The sequence below is a fragment of the Paraburkholderia sp. GAS206C genome (assembly GCF_050435645.1).
In the GTDB taxonomy this organism is placed as follows: domain Bacteria; phylum Pseudomonadota; class Gammaproteobacteria; order Burkholderiales; family Burkholderiaceae; genus Paraburkholderia; species Paraburkholderia phenazinium_B.
Genome location: NZ_JBNDKR010000002.1, coordinates 494,488 through 513,980, shown reverse-complemented (window position 1 = coordinate 513,980; position 19,493 = coordinate 494,488). Strand labels below are relative to the sequence as shown.

Sequence of the window (19,493 nt, the reverse complement as noted above, 5' to 3'; positions counted from 1 at the left end):
TTGGCAACCACTGATTGCCAGGAATACGCAGTCTAACGAAATTCTGTTTTACCTCAGATGAGCGAGCAGCCCGAGGGCACCAGGCAAGATATCTATCTTGTGGTCCGACCACAAACCCGTTAGATTGACCCTTCGTGTTAGAGAAACTCTCGTGAATGAAACGGGTATTGCCTCCACTTAACGCACTGCGTGCCTTCGAGGCTGCTGGCCGGCTCGGCAGCTTCAAGGATGCCGCCACCGAATTGCACGTGACTCACGGTGCGGTGAGCCAGCACGTGCGTCTGCTCGAGGATTGGCTTGGTGCGCCGTTGTTCGAACGGCACAACCGGCGCGTGGCGCTCACTCCGGCGGCAAAGGCCTATCTGGAGGAAGTCGGCCCGCTCTTCGAGCAGCTCTCGCAGGCAACCGCCAGATATGGTGTCTCCGGAACGGCTTCGCGCACCCTGGCCGTGAACGCTCCCGCGACCTTCACCTTGCGCTGGCTGGTGCCGAGGCTGGCAAAATTCCGCGCTGAGCATGTCGACGTGGATGTGACAGTGGAGACGTCGAACGAGCCGGTGGAGAGTCTGAAGGAGCCTTACGACATCATCATCCGGGGCGGTCCGGATACGTTCTATGGCTACGCGATGCGGCCTTTTCTCGCCGAGGAGCGGCTCCCGGTCTGTAGCCCGGCACTCCTTCAGCGACTGCCGCTGCGGATGCCTGACGACCTGCGGCAGCATACGTTGCTGCATACGTCGAGTTTGCCGCGGCTCTGGCCGGACTGGCTGGCAAGGGCAGAGATTCCCTCGCTGCGGCCGGCTGCCACGCTGACGTTCGACCACTTCTACCTGACCTTGCAGGCCGCCATTGACGGAATCGGCATCGCGATGGGCCCGACTGCGCTGGTCTCCGACGATCTCGCCGCTGGCCGGCTGGTCGCGCCGTTTGCTGGTCCGCGCCTGCCGTCCCGAAGCTATTGCACGTATGTTCCGGATGGGAAATGCGACAACGACCTGGTCGCGCTGTTCCGCGCGTGGCTCGAACGCGAAGGCGCGGATTTGCCGCGTTCCTCGCCTTCTCCGCGTACACGGCGCTCCCGGCGCCCGTCGTGATCGCAATAGAGCAGGCACAAGGAGGTGCAAGCAGGCACAAGCAGACGTTAAGCCGACACAATCAGGCGCAGCCGGAATTTGCTCAGACATTAGGGAATGCCTACGCTTGAGCGGCTGCCACCCAGCATCGTAAAATCGTCTTACATCTGATTGGGGGTCCAGCAATGTGTCTGGCTTCTCGTTGCGAATTTGACCGCGATATCCGGCGCCACATGGCGTCTGCGGTGCCTGTTCGATCCGCTTCTTCCGGGAAGGCCAGCGGCAGCCGTGGCATTCTCACGGTGTCTGCCTCATGACCCCGCTCATTTCCGTCAAAAAGCTTAGCAAGAGTTTTCCCGGCGTGCGAGCGCTTCACGACATCCAGTTCGATCTCGTGGCGGGCGAAGTCCACACGCTGATGGGCGAGAACGGTGCAGGCAAATCGACGCTGATGAAAATCCTCGCGGGCGTGTATACCCGCGATTCCGGCGAGATTGTCTACGACGGCCAGCCCGTGGACTTCCAGAGCCCGCGCGAGGCGCAGGCTCTGGGCGTATGCATCATCCATCAGGAACTGCAGTTGATGAATCATCTGAGCGTCGCCCAGAACATGTTCATCGGCCGCGAGCCGCGTGGACGGCTCGGCGTGTTCCTCGATGAAGACAAGCTCAATAAGCGGGCGAGTGAGATCCTTGCGCGAATGCATATGAAGCTCGATCCGCGCGCCATTGTCAGCACGCTGACGGTCGCGAAGCAGCAGATGGTCGAGATCGCCAAGGCCTTGTCCTTCGATTCGCGCGTGCTGATCATGGATGAACCGACCTCGGCACTCAACGACGCCGAGATCGCTGAGCTATTCCGCATCATTCGGGAACTGAAGAGCGGGGGCGTGGGAATCATCTATATCTCCCACAAGATGGATGAGCTCAAGCAGATTTCCGACCGCGTCACCGTGCTGCGCGACGGGGAATATGTGGCAACGGTCAATGCGCAAGATACCGGCGTCGAAACGATCATCGGCATGATGGTGGGCCGAACCTTGACCGACGCCGAGCCTTCCCAGCGCGGAACAGACAAAGGCGAGGTCGCGCTCGAAGTCAATCATCTGAACGCTGGGCCACTCGTGCGAGACGTGAGTTTTGCGTTGCACAAAGGTGAGATCCTGGGCTTTGCCGGCCTGATGGGCGCCGGCCGCACCGAAGTTGCGCGCGCCGTGTTCGGCGCCGATCCGGTTGAATCCGGCGAAATCATCGTCAACGGTGTGAAGGCGACGATCAGGACGCCGAGCGACGCGGTAAAACGCGGTATCGGCTATCTCTCGGAGGACCGCAAGCGCTTCGGTCTTGCAACCGGCATGGATGTCGAATCGAACATCGTCATGTCCAACCTGCGCAAATTCCTGTCGTTCAATTTTTTCCTGCGCCGCAATCAGATGCGCAAGACCGCTTCGCATTTCATCAAGCTGCTCGGCATCCGCACGCCCTCGGCGACGCAAACGGTGCGGCTTCTGTCGGGCGGCAACCAGCAGAAAATCGTGATTGCGAAATGGCTTGAGCGCGACTGCGACGTGCTGTTCTTCGACGAGCCGACGCGTGGCATCGATGTGGGCGCGAAGAGCGAAATCTACAAGCTGCTGCGCGAGCTGGCCGGGCAGGGCAAGGCGATTGTGATGATCTCGTCCGAGCTGCCGGAAGTCCTGCGCATGAGCGATCGCATCGTCGTGATGTGCGAAGGCCGCATTACTGGCGAACTTTCAGCCGCGGAGGCGACGCAGGAGCGCATCATGCAACTGGCGACGCGGCGCGAAACCTTAAAAGCAGCGTGAATCTCAAGAGGTCCAATTTATGACACAGCCATCGGATAGTTCGGCGCTGGGTAGCCAGGGACGATCGTCCGGCCTGAGAGCCCGCTTCTTCTCGCCGACCGCCCTGCAAAAACTGCTGGCCTTCGGCAGCCTGATCCTGCTGCTGGTCTTCTTCAGCTTCGCGTCGCCCTCGTTCATGCAGATGGACAACATGCTCGGGATTCTGCAGGCGACGGCGGTCAACGGTGTGCTGGCAATTGCCTGTACGTTCGTCATCATCACCGGGGGCATCGACCTGTCTGTCGGCACCTTGATGACGTTTACGGCCGTGATTTGCGGTGTGTTTCTCACCAACTGGCACTTTCCGATGTGGATCGGCGTGCTGGCCGCGATCGGCACCGGCGCGTTGTGCGGAAGCATTTCAGGCACCCTCACGGCGAAAATGAAAATACCGCCGTTCATCGCCACGCTGGGCATGATGATGTTGCTGAAGGGACTGTCGCTGGTCGTCTCCGCGGATAAGCCGATCTACTTCACCGACACCGACAACTTCTACATGATCTCGCAGGATTCGCTGATCGCTTATTTTTTGCCGAGCGTGCCAATTCCAAACGCCGTGCTGATTCTGTTTTTCCTTGCTGTCGCGAGTTCGATCACGCTCAATCGCACGGCACTCGGCCGCTACACCTTTGCGCTTGGCAGCAACGAGGAAGCGGTGCGTCTTTCAGGCGTGAATGTCGACCGCTGGAAGATCGCTATTTACAGCCTGGGCGGGGCCATTTGCGGCATCGCCGGACTGCTGATTGCCTCGCGCCTGAATTCGGCCCAGCCGGCGCTAGGCCAGGGTTATGAGCTCGAAGCGATCGCTGCGGTGGTGATTGGCGGGACTTCGCTGAGCGGCGGTTCGGGCACGATTCTGGGCACCATCATCGGCGCGTTCATCATGAGCGTGCTGACCAACGGCCTGCGCATCATGTCGGTGGCTCAGGAGTGGCAGATCGTCGTGACCGGCCTCATCATCATTCTCGCGGTCTATGCCGATATTTTGCGGCGCAGGAAAGGCTGAGGTGGCGCGGCAAAGGTGACAGGCAGGAGCAGAAGCAAACATCAAGAAACGGGAGTGCGGTTGGCTCCCCCAATGGCTGAAGATAGATGGCCCACACATCAGGAGGAGATACCTTATGTTGAAAAGAAAACTTATCAGCGTCGCAATCGGCGTCGGCACACTCGTTGGCGGCACGAGCATCGCGCTCGCGGATCAGCCGTACATCCCGCTCATCTCGAAGGGCTTCCAGCACCAGTTCTGGCAGGCCGTTAAAGCCGGTGCGGAGCAGTCCGCGAAGGAGCAGAACGTCAGGATCTCGTTTGAAGGTCCGGAAACCGAGGCAATGGTCGACAAGCAGATCGACATGCTCTCGGCGGCGCTCGCCAAGAAGCCGCAGGCACTCGGTATCGCCGCGCTCGACAGCAAGGCAGCCATTCCGCTGCTGAAGCGCGCGCAGAACCAGAAAATCCCGATCATCGCCTTCGACTCGGGCGTCGACAGCACCATTCCGTTGACGACGTGCGCGACCGATAACATCGCCGCGGCCGCGCTCGCAGCCGACAAGATGGCCGAAGCGATTGGCGGTTCGGGTGAAGTCGGCCTGATCGTGCACGACCAGACGAGCCGCACCGGCGTGGATCGCCGCGACGGCTTCCTGAACGAGATCAAGGCGAAGTACCCGAACATCAAGATCGTCTCGGTGCAGTACGGTGGCGGTGACCATCTGAAATCGGCGGAAATTGCCAAGACCATGATCCAGGCCAATCCGAACCTCAAGGGCATTTTCGGCTCGAATGAAGGCTCGGCCGAAGGTGCTGCAATCGGCGTCAAGGAATCGGGCAAGAAGCTGATTCTGATTGGCTACGATTCGGGCAAGGAGCAAAAGGACGACATCACGTCTGGCCTGATGTACGGCGCCATCACGCAGAACCCGATTGGTATCGGCAAGTGCGTGGTCGACTCCGCAGTGAAGGCGCTGAAGGGTGAAACGCTGCCCAAGAAGGTCGACACGGGCTTCTACTGGTACGACAAGAGCAATATCACCGATCCGAAGATCGCCGCCGTGCTGTATGACTGAGCGTCGCCAGACGTTGCTGTAGCGCGCGACAAAAGAGAAGAGGGGCGGCGGCGTTGCATGACGCCACGCCCCTCTTTGTTCATGGATGCATGCTGAAAGCTCTCGCAGAGGAAGGTGCTTTAGATGACTACGATCACCAGGCTAACTGTCCGGGACATCCGGTTTCCGACGTCGCGCTCGCTCGACGGCTCCGACGCGATGAACGCCGCACCGGATTACTCCGCCACCTATGTGACGCTCGAAACCGACTCGCCACATGGGCTGACGGGACATGGCCTTACGTTCACCATCGGGCGTGGCAACGAGATCTGCGTGAGCGCGGCGCAGGCGCTGGCGCCGCTCGTCGTCGGCAAGACACTTGAGGATATCGCCGCCAACATGGGCGCATTCTGGCGCGCGTTGACCTCGGACAGCCAGTTGCGCTGGATCGGTCCCGACAAGGGCGCGATTCATCTGGCGACCGCGGCGGTCGTGAATGCGGCCTGGGATCTGTGGGCGAAGGCGGAAGGCAAGCCGGTGTGGAAGCTGCTCGTCGACATGAGCCCCGAGGAACTCGTGCGTTGCCTCGACTTCCGCTACGTGACCGATGCGATCACGCCCAATGAAGCGATCGCCATGCTGCACCGTCATGCAAGAACGAAAGGCGAGCGCGAAAAGGAAATGCTGGCGCACGGTTATCCGGCCTACACGACCTCGGCCGGCTGGCTCGGCTACGACGACGAGAAGATTCGCCGCCTCGCCCGCGAAGGCGTGGCGCAGGGCTGGACGCACTTCAAGCAGAAGGTGGGTGGCAACCTCGAGGAAGACATGCGCCGGGCCCGCATCCTGCGCGAAGAAATCGGCCAGGACCGCAAGCTGATGATGGATGCGAACCAGGTATGGGATGTCGATGAGGCCGTTGCGAACATGCGGCGTCTCGCGCAATTCGATCCGTGGTGGATCGAGGAGCCCACGAGTCCCGACGACGTTCTCGGTCATGCGACCATCCGCGAGCGACTGCGGCCCATTGGCGTCGCGACCGGCGAGCATTGCCATAACCGCGTGATGTTCAAGCAGTTGCTGCAGGCGCAGGCCATCGATTTCTGTCAGGTCGATAGCTGCCGTCTGGGCGGCCTGAACGAGGTGATCGTCGTGTTGCTGATGGCGGCGAAATTCGGCGTGCCCGTGTGCCCGCATGCGGGCGGCGTCGGCTTGTGCGAATACGTGCAGCACATTTCGCTGTTCGACTATATCTGCGTGTCGGGGTCGCTAGAGAACCGCGTGCTCGAATACGTGGATCATCTGCATGAGCACTTCGTCGATCCGGTGGTGATCCGCCAGGGCCGTTACATGCCACCGCAACGCCCCGGCTACAGCATCGAGATGCATGGGGCGTCGCTCGATCAGCATGACTTTCCGGCGGGGCCGGTGTGGCAGACGTGACCTATGTTACGTTAGGAGCGCTACGCTTATGACGCGGCGCTGAAGCAGACGCCGCTCAGGAGAAGTCCACCGCCCTGACCGAAACGGGCACGCGCACCTTGATGAGGGTGCCGTTGCCCGGCGAACTGACCACATCGAGCGCACCACCGAGCATCAGCACACGCTCCTTCATTCCCGCGAGGCCAAAGGATTTATTGCGGATTGCTACGGGATCGAATCCGCAGCCATCGTCGCGCACTTCCAGCAGGCAGTCGTTGCCCTTCTGTTCGAGCGTGATGAACACTTCTTTCGCGTTGGCATGCCGCGTGACATTGGTGAGCGCCTCCTGCACGATCCGGAACAGCGCAATGGCCCGATCCTCGGCAAGCTCCGGACTTTCTTCCGGCACGCGCAGGCGGCAGGCCGTCTCACCATTCTGCGAATATTCGTCGGCGAGCCATTCGAGCGCTGCTGCGATACCCGCGTCGAGCACCGCAGGGCGCAACGAGGCAACCACGTCGCGCACCACCTGGATCGTCTTGTCCGCCAGCAGCAATATCTTCTGAACGTGCTCGCCGAGAGCCGGGTTGTCGTGGCCGAAGCGCAGACGCAACGTCGAGGCACCCATGCGCAGTGCGGTCAGGTGCTGGCCGAGTTCGTCGTGCATCTCGCGGGCGATACGTTTGCGCTCTTCCTCACGTGCTGTTTCGCGACGTGAGGTGAGTTCGCGCAGCAAGTCGTAAGACTCGTACAGGCGTTGTTCGGCTTCCTTGCGTTCGGAGATATCGCGCCAGATAGTCAATACACTCTGCACGACCCCATCCGCGTTGTACTCGGGCACCGCATGCACGTACCAGCACTGCGATTTTCCGTGTTTGGTCCAGGCCAGCTCGAATTTGGCCGCCACGCCACTTTCCATGATCTCCTTCAGTTTCGCGCGGGTGCGCCGCGCGACTTCGGCCGTCGCAGCCGGTACCTGACCGGCCTGCTTGCGAAGCAGCTTCGGCGCCCCGACACCGCTGATGCGTTCGAACTCCGGGTTCACATACGTGCGCAGGCAGTCACGGTCGTAGCGAATGATGGGATCCGGCGCGTTTTCCGCCAGCGTGCGAAAGGCCCGTTCGCTATCGCGCAATGCCAGTTCAATGTCTCTCAGACGCGTAACGTCGTGCGCAATACCCAGCACGCTGACGACGCGGCCTTCGTCGTCCTTCTCCGGAACGTGCCGCACCTCGAAGATACGGGGGCCATTGGCAGTTAGCCAACGCGCTTCATGCGTGTTCGGTTGCCCCTCCACGAACGCACGCCGGACGGCCTCCTCGAGGCGTAGGTTCTGTTCTGCGTCGGAGGTCGGCGCCAACTCCCGGGGCGTCTTGCCGATAAAGGCTTCCTGCGGCGCGCCGAAGGCTCGGGCGATGGCCGGATTGGCGTACAGATGACGGCTCTCGCAGTCGAAGCGGGCAATGAAGTCCGGGAAATTCTCGGTGAGCGTACGAAAGAGCTGCTCGCTACGCTTCAGTTCGTCGATGTCGCGGCTGATGGCGAGCACGCTGGCCACCGTACCGTCGGGTGCAAACTCGGGAACGATACGCATATGCCCCCAGCGGATCCGGCCTCCGGCATCCCGCAGCGCTAACTCTTCGGTCACTTCCATGCCTGTTTCGACCACGTGTTGCAACTGCTGCATGTAGCGGGCGGCATCGACGAACGACCCCCGCTCGGCCGGCGTCGTGCCGAGCACGTCGCTGGCAGGCAGACGCATCAGCTTGAGAAGCGCCGGATTGGCGTAGATGCGGCGGTAGCTCAGATCGTAGCGGGCGATGTAATCGGGCGAATGTTCGACAACGGCGCGGAAGGCCTGTTCGCTCGCATAGAGGCGCAACTCGGCCTCCTTGCGCGCGGTAATGTCGAGCCCAAGAGCAAGCGCGCCCACAATCTCGTCCTGCAGGCCGCGCTCGGGGAGGAGGCGAACATGATGATGGCGCGTGCCATTGCCGCTATCCTGTATCACGACTTCAATCTGGTGCTCGGTGCCGGTTTCGATGACGTCCGCGAGCAGCGCCTGGTACTGCGCGTAGCGGCCATCGGGCTCGTGTTCGGTCGGAGTCCTACCCAGCATCTCCCGCAAGGGCTTGCGCAATGTCGTGGAAAGCCCTGAATTTGCGTAGACCAGACGGCATTGGCGGTCATAACGGCAGATCACGTCGAGCGTGCTTTCTGCCAGCCTGCGAAACTGCGCTTCGAGTTCCAGCTGGGTGGTCAGCAGCGATTCCGTCCGGTGATGAGCCGTCATGTCGCGCGCGATACCAACAAGCCTGTGCACCCGTCCTGACTCGTCGTGCACGGGGATCAGGGTGGAGTGGTAGTGGTGCGGCCCGGTCGGTAGCTGGAGCGTCCTTTGATCGTCGAACGCCTCGCCGGACTGGGCGCATCGCCTGAATTTTTCGATCAGGACGCTGGATACTTCGTTGGGCACCACATCGTCGAAGAGCTTGCCGATCAACTCCGCCCTTGGAATGCCGAGCGACTGCACGCCGCTCGGGTTCATTTCGAGTATGCGAAAGCGTCCTTCCGGCGTGACCTCGAGCAGATAAAGCACGTCCGAGACATTGTCGAAGACTTGCCGGTAACGCTGTTCGCTTTCCCGCAGTGCGTGCTTTGCGTGCTCGCGCTCCGTGACATCGCGTGCGAGCGCCAGGTTGTATTCTTTCCCGCCGTATTCGAAGTGGTTGGCGTTGACCTGGACCGGAAACGAGCTGCCGTCCCTGCGGCGGTGGGTGGTCTCGATGATGCGTGAGCCTCGCTCGCGCAGCACCGACCATTCCTGTTTCCACAGGGGGATGGTCCATTCCGGATCGATGTCTGCCACGCTCATCTGCAACAATTCGGCATTGCTGTACCCGAGCGTGCGGCAGGCCTCTTCGTTGACGTAGACGAGCCGGCCGGCTTCGTCGAGCAGATAGGCGGCCTCGTGCACCCTGTTGAGCACGAAGCTGGTCAGATGCAGCAGTTCGTTGTGTTCGGTCACGAGGCGTTGCAGGTTTTCGCGCTCCTCGCGAAGCTCCGCATTTTCCCGTTTAAGTTTCGCGAGAAGCGCATCGGTCTCAGCGTCGCGTGCGGATTCGTTCATACAGTGCCCACAAATATTGCTACATGGCGCGAGAGCACGCCTTGACCCGGAATTTATAATGCGAGCGCGTCGAGACCGCCGGTTCGCGGATGTCGCGGACAGATAGTCGGAGCGGCGGAGTTTCTAAAACGATTCAGAGGGCAGATGGGTCTTTCCCGGCGAATCCGAGTGCTTCCGGGCGTCGCGGCACCGTGCTCTGCCTTGGTGCGACCGGCCCGGACGCCCACGCCCATTGTTGTACTGTTCAGGTCACCTGTCCAGATCGGGTTACGCCGGACAGTCATACGATAACCATGTAAGCGATGACCTATACATCAGATGATCGGAAGGGGTGGGAGCTTGTCTGCCAGTCTGCGGAAGTCGCGCAGGAATCCGCGTTGGGCCGCGTCGTGCAGGCGAGGCGGCTCGTGGTCTGGCGCGATGCGGAGGGGAACGTGCATGTGTGGCGTGACCATTGTCCGCATCGGGGGGCGGAGTTGTCGCAGGGACGGGTGAGCGGGGGATTGATCGCGTGCCCCGAGCATGGATGGCGGTTCGACGTGAACGGACAGGTGATCCGGCGCTTGACGACGTCTAATGTGTGCATTGAGGGCGCTCGTGCGATGACGTATGACGCCAAGGAGATTGATGGGGGTGTGTGGGCTTGTCTGGATGGGGGGGATTAGGCTGCCTTATTGGTGCGGGCTTGGTTCTTCAATCGATCCGTTGCGGCTCATGATTTTGAGCAAGCTTTATGGCGTCCGTCAGGCCAGGAATGAGGTATTCCACGCCAGCGTCACTCAGATGATCGGTGTCGCTGAACAAAGCCGCATCGTTTTTGACGGTGAAACATACTTTCGGTGTGCAAAGAGACTTGAACGGGTCGACAACTATCACGTTTCCAGCCAGGCTGGCGATCGCCGCTATCTGTTGGCCCCGCTCGTACACGTGTGTCCGCGAGTCTCGTGATACGGTCATTTCGCTGATGGCGTGTCCCGCCTGAAGATACGAAAGTCAACTCGCGAGAAAGGCTCTACAACCGGGGTCAACCGCTTGTCCACCCATTCCTGACGTATGCGTAAAGATTGGTAATTAAGCTGGAACCCAAGTAACGGAGCGGAATATTAGAGTTTTGCCTGCTCAGGGAATGATGCTGAGGGTACCGCTTTACCCCGCCCGCGGCTGCAGCACCATCAGCGCCTGCTTCGGGCGGCAATCCACCTCGTGATCGGCGGCGCTTTCTGCCGACTGGATGGGCCAGGAAGCGGCATTCGAAATACCTGTTGCCGGTCAAAAAGATGTTGGAGGTATATGACCGGCTACGCGCACTCACCGCCGAAGCATGAATATCCCCACTTTACCTGTTCCCCGTGCCCCAGTAGGGACGGTGGCGTTTGTTGCGTCCAACGCGATAGGCGACACGCTGATATCGATGGTGATCGTCAGGAATCTGATCGACCATGGCTTCGATGTCACTGTCTACGGCACGTCGGCGTACGCGTTTCGCGAGTGGTTTCCGCACATTACGATTCTGCCGTTGCCCCAGGAAAACATCGCCGCTACGTTCGCCACGTACGACACGGTTTTCCAGATGCAATGGAACCAGCCACTGCACGATCTTATCGACGTGCATCCGAACGTCTCGACTCTCCACGACGTCGAGTTCGGCAAAAGAACCGGCTGCATGGCGCAGCGTTTCACCGACTTCTGCAGAGACGATCTGGCACTGAGCGCGCCGGTGATGGACAACGGCATCACGGCGCCAGCCAACCTCGTGCATCGGCGACACGCGAAGCGCGTCATGATTCATCCCGAGGCAAGCACCGAAGACAAGCGCTGGTTCTCGCATCGGTTCGTCACGATCGCTCAGCGCCTGCGCAAACAAGGTTACGACGTGCAGTTCGTCATTGCACCGCATGAGCGTGAACGCTGGCGAAATCTGGGGGAGTTCGATATCCCCGCTCCCCATTTTTCGAGTCTGCACGAGCTTGCGTCATACCTCTACGAATCGGGATGGTTCATCGCCAACGACTCGGGCGTAGGGCACCTCGCATCGAATCTCGGCATTCCCGGTATCAGCTTGTTTCGTCGCCGGCGGATGGCCGAGCGTTGGCGGCCGGCATGGGGCATGGTCGGTGTCGTATTGCCGTGGCAGTGGATTCCCACTTCATATCTGAAGGAGAGGCTGTGGCGGCAAACACTCACATGCAACCGCGTACTGACTGCATTCACGCGGCTGACCCGGCGGGCAGCCCGCACGTACGGTAGCGAGGCCTAGAAGACGCCCACCGATAGCGATGGTCCTGACCTCGCCAGACCACAGCAGCGCATGCCACTGCTTGCCTGGAGTTTATTTATGCACGAAACGATGCCGGCGAATTCCCCTGTATTCATGCACTCGCTGTTTCGGTCCGGGAGTACCTATCTCTTCGATAAATTTCGGCGTACAGAACAATTCTACTGTTACCAGGAGCCTTGCAACGAGGCGCTTATCAATCTGGACAGGAGCCCGGACGAATTTCTGAAGCGTCCGGAAAACGACAATCGCCTGTTGCGGCATCCGACACTTACCGCGCCATATTTTTTTGAGTTTCATGGTGTGCGGGATCAGCTTGCCGGGTTGTTTAAAAAGTCATTCAGCTTTGACGACTATTTCGCAGGGCCGCAACTGTCTCAGGAGCAAAGGAAATATTTCGGCACCCTGATCGATGCGGCACCACGACGACCGTTGTTGCAGTTTTGCCGCAGCGCCGGGAGGGTCGAGGCGCTCAAGCATGAGTTTGGAGGCATTCACATCCATCTATGGAGAGAGCCTCGGGGGCAATGGTGGTCATATAAAATATCGACCTATTTTGATGCGACCACGCACGGGATCTATAACGCGATCCAATTACCTGTAGTACTGAACAAGATCCGGACGCTCGTAGATGTTCCTCGTTTTCGAGGACGCTCCGTCAACCGGGAGATCTACTTCCATCGCCATCATCCATTGGCTGCCCGGGAAAGCTATCTCGCGTTCTTTGGCGTGTGGCTTTATTCGTTTATCGAGGCCGAGCGATATGCTTCGGAAACAATTTGCATCAACAGGCTTAACGACGATCGCTATCGCACGGGCGTGACGCAGGCGTTGGCGTCCGCTGGCGTTGGCGATCTGGAGTTCGGCGATGCGAGGCTGACGAACTCGTCGTTTTCGGAGGCCGAGGCGTCGTTTTACGAAGGCATTGAAGACGAAGTTGCGCAACTGTTCTGCGAGAGTGGTTACGCGCAATCGGAAGTCGACGCGGCCCTTGCGGCTGCGAGAGCGACCATGCCACCGCCTCCTGGCTTAGTCGTTGATGCCCTGCAAGACGAGATTCGGCAGCTTCGAATGGTTGCGTTTACGCATTGGGACTGGCAAAAAAGTCATCCGGAGAAACGCCGGATGTGGCGAATGCCGCGCTTTTTTAGGCGCTGTGCCTAGGAGAGCGGAGGCGGCGGCGTTTCCTGCAAATCGGGCGCGGGTTTACCCTTTAATGCCCCACCCGCAAAAAATTCCCACCTCCATCCTTCTTGAATTTGTCACCACCCGTCCATATAATTAGCACTCGCTGCACGAGAGTGCTAACAACATCGCCGGCTGGCCCAGCCAGCTGGGTTTTCTCAGCGTTCTTCAGTCTCAATCAAGAGAGGAGTATGTATGAACCTTCGTCCTTTGCATGATCGCGTGATCGTCAAACGTCTGGATCAAGAAACCAAGACCGCGTCGGGCATCGTGATCCCCGAAGCCGCAGCAGAAAAGCCGGATCAAGGCGAAATTCTGGCAGTCGGCCCGGGCAAGCGTGACGACAAGGGCGCACAAATCGCGCTCGACGTGAAGGTTGGTGACCGCGTCCTGTTCGGCAAGTACGCAGGCCAGACCGTTAAGGTCGACGGCAGCGAACTGCTCGTGATGCGCGAAGAAGACATCATGGCCGTGGTGCAGAAGTAAGCGCAAAGCGCTACTTACCCGGTTATATCCCAAGAATTCAAGGAGTTAGAAGATGGCAGCTAAAGACGTCGTATTCGGTGATTCCGCCCGTGCCAAGATGGTTGAAGGCGTGAACATCCTCGCGAACGCTGTGAAGGTCACGCTGGGTCCGAAGGGCCGCAACGTTGTCCTGGAGCGCAGCTTCGGCGGCCCGACGGTCACCAAGGACGGTGTGTCGGTCGCGAAAGAGATCGAACTGAAAGACAAGCTCCAGAACATGGGCGCGCAAATGGTCAAGGAAGTGGCTTCCAAGACCAGCGACAACGCAGGTGACGGCACCACGACCGCAACGGTCCTGGCCCAGTCCATCGTTCGCGAAGGCATGAAGTACGTCGCATCGGGCATGAACCCGATGGACCTGAAGCGCGGTATCGACAAGGCTGTGACTGCAGCTATCGAAGAACTGCGCAAGATCAGCAAGCCGTGCACGACCAACAAGGAAATCGCTCAGGTTGGCGCGATTTCGGCAAACAGCGACTCGTCGATCGGCGATCGTATCGCTGAAGCAATGGACAAGGTCGGCAAGGAAGGCGTCATCACGGTTGAAGACGGCAAGTCGCTGCAAGACGAACTGGACGTGGTTGAAGGCATGCAGTTCGACCGCGGCTACCTGTCGCCGTACTTCATCAACAATCCGGACAAGCAAGTTGCTGTGCTCGACAACCCGTTCGTGCTGCTGCACGACAAGAAGGTGTCGAACATTCGTGACCTCCTCCCGGTTCTGGAGCAAGTTGCCAAGGCTGGCCGTCCGCTGCTGATCATCGCAGAAGACGTCGAAGGCGAAGCACTGGCAACGCTGGTTGTGAACAACATCCGCGGCATCCTGAAGACTGTGGCTGTCAAGGCTCCGGGCTTCGGCGATCGTCGTAAGGCCATGCTGGAAGACATCGCGATCCTGACCGGTGGTCAAGTTATCGCTGAAGAAACCGGCCTGACGCTCGAAAAGGCAACGCTGGCTGAACTGGGTCAAGCGAAGCGTATCGAAGTGGGCAAGGAAAACACCACGATCATCGACGGCGCTGGCGAAGGTGCCAACATCGAAGCGCGCGTGAAGCAAGTTCGCACGCAAATCGAAGAAGCAACGTCGGACTACGACCGTGAAAAGCTGCAAGAGCGCGTGGCCAAGCTGGCCGGCGGTGTTGCAGTGATCAAGGTCGGCGCTGCGACCGAAGTCGAAATGAAGGAAAAGAAGGCACGTGTCGAAGACGCACTGCACGCAACGCGCGCAGCTGTGGAAGAAGGCATCGTGGCCGGCGGCGGTGTTGCACTGATCCGCGCTCGTACGGCAATCGCCGGTCTGAAGGGCGCTAACGCCGATCAAGACGCAGGTATCAAGATCGTTCTGCGCGCAATGGAAGAACCGCTGCGCCAGATCGTCACGAACGGCGGCGAAGAAGCCAGCGTCGTGGTGGCAGCAGTTGCAGCAGGCACGGGCAACTACGGCTACAACGCAGCAACCGGCGAGTACGTCGACCTGGTCGACGCTGGTGTTGTGGACCCGACGAAGGTCACGCGCACGGCACTGCAAAACGCAGCATCGGTGGCAGGTCTCCTGCTGACGACCGACGCAGCTGTTTGCGAACTGCCGAAGGAAGATGCTCCGATGGGCGGCGGCGGAATGCCGGGCGGCATGGGCGGCATGGGCATGGACATGTAATTTCGGATGGGGCTCCTCCGGGAGCCTCGTATCGAAACACATGAGGGAGGTGCGCTGCAAGGCGTGCTCCCCAAAAGAGAAAACCCGCAGCGATGCGGGTTTTTTCGTTTCCGAAGCCAGATGGATCTTTTATTTAGGGCTTCAGGAGATACGTCTCGTGCAGATAGTCGAAGATCCCCGCCACGCTCGCGTCTTTGCTCTGCGTCGCGGTATCCACGCGTAGCTCCGGGTTGGCCGGAGCCTCGTAGGGCGCGGACACACCGGTAAACGCCGTGATCGCGCCAGCCCGGGCTTTGGCATACAGACCCTTGGGATCGCGCCGCGCGCAGTCATCCACGGAAGCGGAGAGGTAGGTCTCGACAAACCGGTCAGACCCAATGATCTCGCGCGCCATGGCTCGATCTTCGCCCATCGGCGAAATCAACGCGGTAATCACAATCAGACCGGCATCGTTCATCAACTGGGCAACATGCGCCACGCGGCGGATATTCTCGCGCCGGTCTTCTTTGCTGAAACCGAGATCGCTGGCCAGGCCGTGCCGGACGTTGTCGCCGTCTAGCACATAGCACGGGTGACCCAAGGCGATGAGCTGTCGTTCCAGTTCATACGCAATCGTGGATTTTCCGGCCCCGGACAAGCCGGTGAGCCAGACCGTGACGGCCTTCTGCTGGAACATCCGCGCGCGGTCCTGGACATCTACCGCACCGCTGACGCGTTGCAGGAACGCTTGTGCAGGCTTGGCGGACGCCACGGATTTGCTTGCTTCGGGGGTGGTTCGAGCGCCATGTCCGGTGTCCGGGAGGTCGGGGCTGGCGTCAGAAGGGGAGCGGACGTAGGCGTGTGAATTGTCCACTTTAAAGATTCCCGCTGGGGTCAATGCCGGTCAACTGACCGGGGTGCCTAATCGAATGTTCGTTGCGGCAGGAACCGATCGCGCACGCGTGATCGCGCTGAGGCGAGTGAAAAGACGGGGTCCGAGGTGGCATAAGGGGCGCCGGCGACATTACAGTTCGTAAATTCTACTGGCTGATAAGCAATCCAGTTGTAACGTTTGATTACGTTTGTAATTAGAGCGTGCGAATTTTCTGCTTGAACACCGCGTGCCAACGTGGGTACGTGATGATTCGTAACACGATTGGCTGGGTGTGGTGGGAGCGGGGGCGGTGCCAAAGGAGGCTAGCCTGGTGAGGGCTTGAAACAGCTGAGTTTGAGGATGTCCGTCAGGGGAGAATGCATTGGGCCAATGCTGTCGGCGGCGCTGTCTTGAGCGGTGCGCAGAAACCCATGAAAAGCCGGAGTCGGTGCTGCGTAAGCTTGAGAGGTAAGCGCAGGAAATAATCCAGGGCGTACCGGCCGCCCGCGACCGGCCCCGCCCCGCATCGCTTAGTGCCGCGCTTCTCCCGGCGGCGCATCCTTTGCGCTACCCAGCGGCGTTTCTTCATCGCTACTGCGGGCCCAAAAAAACCGGTCCGGCAGATAGGCCCCCATCCCGGGACGAAACGCGTTGCGCATGGCCTGATACAGATACTCCTGAGCTTCGCGCACAGCTTCGGCCGGGTCCTGACCGTTGGCCAGCAACGCTGCAATAGCAGCGCCCAGCGTGTCGGTCAAACCCATGATGCGGTGCGGGCCGCGGTCCCACATATCCTGGCGTAACTGGCCGTCGTCGCTGAAAAGCGTATTGACGAGCCGGTGAGTGCCGGTTTCCGTGGACAGGATGTATTCGCAGCCTTGCGACAGCAGGTGCGAGATTGCCGCGTCGAGACTCGGCGCCTCGGCGTCGCCGTCCGGCTGCGCGAGCGCGAGCAGGGTGGCGTGATCGGCCACAAGCAACGTGGTTTGCGGTGCGAGCAGGTCGGCAATCGCTTCGCGCAGTTCGTCGGCGGCGAGCACGTGCTCGTCGTCCAGCGTGAAATCGGGAGCGAGGATCAGCGGAATGTCGTCGTAGTCGGCCACGACTTCGGCGATTGCGCTTACCACTTCCGCTCGCGTGGCGGCTCCCACCTTGAAGGCGGCGATGGGCATGTCTTCGAGCAGCATGCGCGCCTGGGTTGCAACGACTTCCGGATCCAGCCCGGTGACTTCGTCGCAGTTTGCCGAGTCGCGCACGGTGAAACCCGTCAGCACGCTGACGCCGTGGCAGCCCATGCTGGCTAGCGTCATCAGGTCGGCTTGCAGGCCGGAGGCACCCGTCGGATCGGAGAGGCCGAAGGTGAGAACGATCGGAGGCGTGTCGCTGGGCATGAAAATGGTTGGCAGGAAGTGGGCGTATGTAAGCGCGCAGCGTGGGCGCAGTCGCCTCAATTATGCGGCCTAAAGCGCTAACGGGGCGTTTTTTCGCATCCGCAGAGGACTTTGCGCACTGAATCGGGGCATCGTGCCGCGCCTTGTCCAGCTTCGTCTGCCGCGCGCCTGCGGCACGTCAACGTGACGACTTTCGATTGCTAGGCATTGGGGCGGCAACACGGTACCATCATGGCTCTCGTTTCAACGCTCTTTTTGACGCGACACAAGAATGGAATATAGAAGCTGGATGTGCCTGATCTGCGGCTGGATCTACGACGAAGAAGCCGGATTGCCAGATGAAGGAATCGCGCCGGGCACGCGTTGGGAAGATGTTCCCATTAACTGGACCTGCCCCGAATGCGGAGCCCGCAAGGAAGACTTCGAGATGGTCCAGATCTGACCGTCGCAAGCGTCGCGCGTCCCGACGGGCGGCGTGATCGCGTTCGTCGGCTTGTCCGTGTTCATGTCGCCTGCCCATGATCCCTCGATCCGCATCACCTGCCTCTTTCGACGCACTGCCCAACCCGCGTGGCGGGTCGGTCCGTTCCGCGGAACTCGCGCTCGCTGAGGCGCAGCTTGCGCTCGAGCAGCGCGGCGACACGGCGGCTGAGCTGTTGCGCGCGGCGCAGGCTTTCCGCGAGGCGGGCTGGCTGGGGGCGCAGAAGCTGGCAGATGCCCTGGTGCTGGTCTCGCCATTAACGGCTGCGGAACTACCCGAAGAACCTGACGCGCGTCAGGTGTTCACTGAGGCCTTGCACGATTTCCGTGCAGCGACCACGCGGCACAACTTGCGCGAACTGTCCTGCTCGCCGATTCTGTACGGCCACTATCAGGCGCTCAGCGCACTGATTTCGCAGCGCACACCGGGCTTCACGGTCACCTACGAAGATTTTGCGCTGGCCGTGCGGCCGTTGCCGCCCGTGTCCTTCAGCGCGCAGCCGGCGGAGCGTCTCGCTCACTTGCGGGCTCGCTACGAGCGGGCCCTGTTGCCGGTGTTGCGGGCGCATTCGAGTGACGGAGCGGCCAGCGCTGCCGTAGCCGCGCTGACGCGCGCCGCGCTCGATGAACTCGACGCGTGCCTCGCCGAACTCGCGGGCCCCGATCCCTACGACTTCTGGCGTCTCGCTTCGGCATGTGCCCGCTCGCTGCGCGTGAGCGGTCACTTAGTCGGGGACGCAGACGCGCGGCGCTTCCACGCACGTTGCAATCTCGCGCTGGCGGATCATGCCCGCGGCTCGACGCTCGCTTCGCGCTTGCTGGTACGTGCGACGCTGGCGCTGCTCTGGCGCGATTACGCGCTCTTCGGTGCTGCAGCGGAGGATGCCGAACACGTCGAACTGCTGCACGATTACGGCTTGACCGTGGACTGGCACGTGGCCGCCACCCAGGAGTCGGAGGCGTTGTGGGAAGCGGGCGCGACGGAGGCGCAAGAGCTTGGCGCGGGTGGTCTGGGCGTGACGCGTACCCGCGAGTTGGGCGTGCTGACCGTCAATGCCCACGCATATGAAGATTTCCTGCAGACGGCTGACGCGGCCATTGCCGCGCTCGCTGAACATGCACGGGGCGCCGGTCAACTGGAAAAAGCCGATCCGAGCGAAGCACTGCAGGCCGGCGACGCCGCGTATCGCCTCGGCGCCGCTGCGTGCGCGCTCGGCCTGGGCCACGTCGCGCTGCTCGCAGACGCACTCGGCCTCGCGTGGCGCCGCCGCGCGCATGCCGGTGTCTCGACACCTGCGGTGCGTGCGCACGTGATCGTGAGTGCGCCCGATGCGCAGGCGCTCGAACAAGGTGCCGAAGCGTTGCGCGCCATGCTGCACAAGATTGCAGCGGGCGTTGCTCCACCCGCCGCCGGTCCTGCGTTGGCCGCGCTGACGAGGGCTATCGAGCAAGGCTGACGCCCTTGAGCCGCCTTGCAGATTGCATGCGCGGACGCACGAACCGGCACCCCTCGGATGCGCACCCGAATACGCACCGTTGGCGAGGTGTAAGCGCGTGATAGAGTGGCAACATGATCCGCAGTTCATGGATCGCGGC

At 60.8% G+C, this 19,493-nt stretch carries 16 protein-coding genes; 12 read left to right on the top strand and 4 right to left on the bottom strand.

The features are described 5' to 3' along the window. Positions 1–155: 155 nt before the first annotated feature. From gcvA to P3T20_RS06660, 5 genes are all read left to right on the top strand, one after another. A complete protein-coding gene (gcvA, locus tag P3T20_RS06680) occupies positions 156–1,094 on the top strand; it encodes a transcriptional regulator GcvA (RefSeq protein WP_429286472.1) in 939 nt (312 codons plus the stop codon). A 292-nt stretch (positions 1,095–1,386) separates the two neighbouring features. Then, the gene (locus P3T20_RS06675) at positions 1,387–2,898 is read left to right on the top strand and encodes a sugar ABC transporter ATP-binding protein (protein WP_429286471.1); all 1,512 of its coding nucleotides are present in this window, start codon (positions 1,387–1,389) and stop codon (positions 2,896–2,898) included. Positions 2,899–2,917: 19 nt separating this feature from the next. Continuing rightward, positions 2,918–3,943 (top strand): ABC transporter permease, encoded by a 1,026-nt coding sequence (locus tag P3T20_RS06670; protein WP_429286470.1) that lies wholly within the window; start codon positions 2,918–2,920, stop codon positions 3,941–3,943. Positions 3,944–4,058: 115 nt separating this feature from the next. Continuing rightward, entirely contained in the window at positions 4,059–5,000 is a 942-nt protein-coding gene (locus tag P3T20_RS06665; RefSeq protein WP_074265702.1) for an ABC transporter substrate-binding protein, read from the top strand. A gap of 123 nt (positions 5,001–5,123) precedes the next feature. Continuing rightward, positions 5,124–6,422: an L-fuconate dehydratase gene (locus tag P3T20_RS06660; protein WP_429286469.1), complete on the top strand. Its 1,299-nt coding sequence runs from the start codon at positions 5,124–5,126 to the stop codon at positions 6,420–6,422. A 55-nt stretch (positions 6,423–6,477) separates the two neighbouring features. Here the strand turns inward: P3T20_RS06660 and P3T20_RS06655 are convergent, their stop codons facing one another. Then, a complete protein-coding gene (locus P3T20_RS06655; RefSeq protein ID WP_429286468.1) occupies positions 6,478–9,531 on the bottom strand; it encodes a PAS domain-containing sensor histidine kinase in 3,054 nt (1,017 codons plus the stop codon). Positions 9,532–9,833: 302 nt separating this feature from the next. On the opposite strand from P3T20_RS06655, the gene P3T20_RS06650 reads away from it, so the two are divergent. After that, positions 9,834–10,196 (top strand): Rieske 2Fe-2S domain-containing protein, encoded by a 363-nt coding sequence (locus tag P3T20_RS06650; RefSeq protein ID WP_429286467.1) that lies wholly within the window; start codon positions 9,834–9,836, stop codon positions 10,194–10,196. Positions 10,197–10,224: 28 nt separating this feature from the next. On the opposite strand, the gene P3T20_RS06645 is transcribed toward P3T20_RS06650, so the two are convergent. After that, entirely contained in the window at positions 10,225–10,458 is a 234-nt protein-coding gene (locus P3T20_RS06645; protein WP_429286466.1) for an SGNH hydrolase domain-containing protein, read from the bottom strand. A gap of 394 nt (positions 10,459–10,852) precedes the next feature. On the opposite strand from P3T20_RS06645, the gene P3T20_RS06640 reads away from it, so the two are divergent. From P3T20_RS06640 to groL, 4 genes are all read left to right on the top strand, one after another. Beyond that, the gene (locus P3T20_RS06640; protein WP_429286465.1) at positions 10,853–11,788 is read left to right on the top strand and encodes a glycosyltransferase family 9 protein; all 936 of its coding nucleotides are present in this window, start codon (positions 10,853–10,855) and stop codon (positions 11,786–11,788) included. Between the two features lie 78 nt (positions 11,789–11,866). Then, complete coding sequence (locus tag P3T20_RS06635; protein ID WP_429286464.1) at positions 11,867–12,970, top strand: hypothetical protein; 1,104 nt, start codon at positions 11,867–11,869, stop codon at positions 12,968–12,970. Positions 12,971–13,186: 216 nt separating this feature from the next. Then, on the top strand, positions 13,187–13,477 hold the full coding sequence (gene groES, locus P3T20_RS06630; protein WP_025496518.1) for a co-chaperone GroES: 291 nt from the start codon (positions 13,187–13,189) through the stop codon (positions 13,475–13,477). Positions 13,478–13,529: 52 nt separating this feature from the next. After that, positions 13,530–15,173, top strand: coding sequence for a chaperonin GroEL (gene groL / locus P3T20_RS06625; protein ID WP_074265692.1), 1,644 nt, complete (start codon positions 13,530–13,532; stop codon positions 15,171–15,173). Between the two features lie 133 nt (positions 15,174–15,306). Here groL and cysC read toward each other — a convergent pair whose 3' ends face one another. Then, positions 15,307–15,924, bottom strand: a complete 618-nt coding sequence (gene cysC / locus P3T20_RS06620; protein WP_429286670.1) for an adenylyl-sulfate kinase — start codon at positions 15,922–15,924, stop codon at positions 15,307–15,309. Between the two features lie 632 nt (positions 15,925–16,556). After that, positions 16,557–17,417 (bottom strand): hydroxymethylpyrimidine/phosphomethylpyrimidine kinase, encoded by an 861-nt coding sequence (locus P3T20_RS06615; RefSeq protein ID WP_074265690.1) that lies wholly within the window; start codon positions 17,415–17,417, stop codon positions 16,557–16,559. 271 nt (positions 17,418–17,688) lie between these two features. Between P3T20_RS06615 and P3T20_RS06610 the strand changes: the two genes are divergently transcribed. After that, entirely contained in the window at positions 17,689–17,859 is a 171-nt protein-coding gene (locus P3T20_RS06610) for a rubredoxin (protein ID WP_008342674.1), read from the top strand. Positions 17,860–17,935: 76 nt separating this feature from the next. Then, entirely contained in the window at positions 17,936–19,354 is a 1,419-nt protein-coding gene (locus tag P3T20_RS06605) for a hypothetical protein (RefSeq protein ID WP_429286463.1), read from the top strand. Positions 19,355–19,493: the final 139 nt, after the last annotated feature.

Coding starts and splice junctions, on each gene's coding strand:
- P3T20_RS06665 (WP_074265702.1), top strand. CDS start 4,059: ATGTTGAAAAGAAAACTTATCAGCGTCGCAATCGGCGTCGGCACACTC.
- P3T20_RS06660 (WP_429286469.1), top strand. CDS start 5,124: ATGACTACGATCACCAGGCTAACTGTCCGGGACATCCGGTTTCCGACG.
- P3T20_RS06675 (WP_429286471.1), top strand. CDS start 1,387: ATGACCCCGCTCATTTCCGTCAAAAAGCTTAGCAAGAGTTTTCCCGGC.
- P3T20_RS06670 (WP_429286470.1), top strand. CDS start 2,918: ATGACACAGCCATCGGATAGTTCGGCGCTGGGTAGCCAGGGACGATCG.
- P3T20_RS06635 (WP_429286464.1), top strand. CDS start 11,867: ATGCACGAAACGATGCCGGCGAATTCCCCTGTATTCATGCACTCGCTG.
- groL (WP_074265692.1), top strand. CDS start 13,530: ATGGCAGCTAAAGACGTCGTATTCGGTGATTCCGCCCGTGCCAAGATG.
- P3T20_RS06655 (WP_429286468.1), bottom strand. CDS start 9,531: ATGAACGAATCCGCACGCGACGCTGAGACCGATGCGCTTCTCGCGAAA.
- P3T20_RS06650 (WP_429286467.1), top strand. CDS start 9,834: ATGACCTATACATCAGATGATCGGAAGGGGTGGGAGCTTGTCTGCCAG.
- P3T20_RS06610 (WP_008342674.1), top strand. CDS start 17,689: ATGGAATATAGAAGCTGGATGTGCCTGATCTGCGGCTGGATCTACGAC.
- P3T20_RS06640 (WP_429286465.1), top strand. CDS start 10,853: ATGAATATCCCCACTTTACCTGTTCCCCGTGCCCCAGTAGGGACGGTG.
- gcvA (WP_429286472.1), top strand. CDS start 156: ATGAAACGGGTATTGCCTCCACTTAACGCACTGCGTGCCTTCGAGGCT.
- groES (WP_025496518.1), top strand. CDS start 13,187: ATGAACCTTCGTCCTTTGCATGATCGCGTGATCGTCAAACGTCTGGAT.
- P3T20_RS06615 (WP_074265690.1), bottom strand. CDS start 17,417: ATGCCCAGCGACACGCCTCCGATCGTTCTCACCTTCGGCCTCTCCGAT.
- P3T20_RS06605 (WP_429286463.1), top strand. CDS start 17,936: ATGATCCCTCGATCCGCATCACCTGCCTCTTTCGACGCACTGCCCAAC.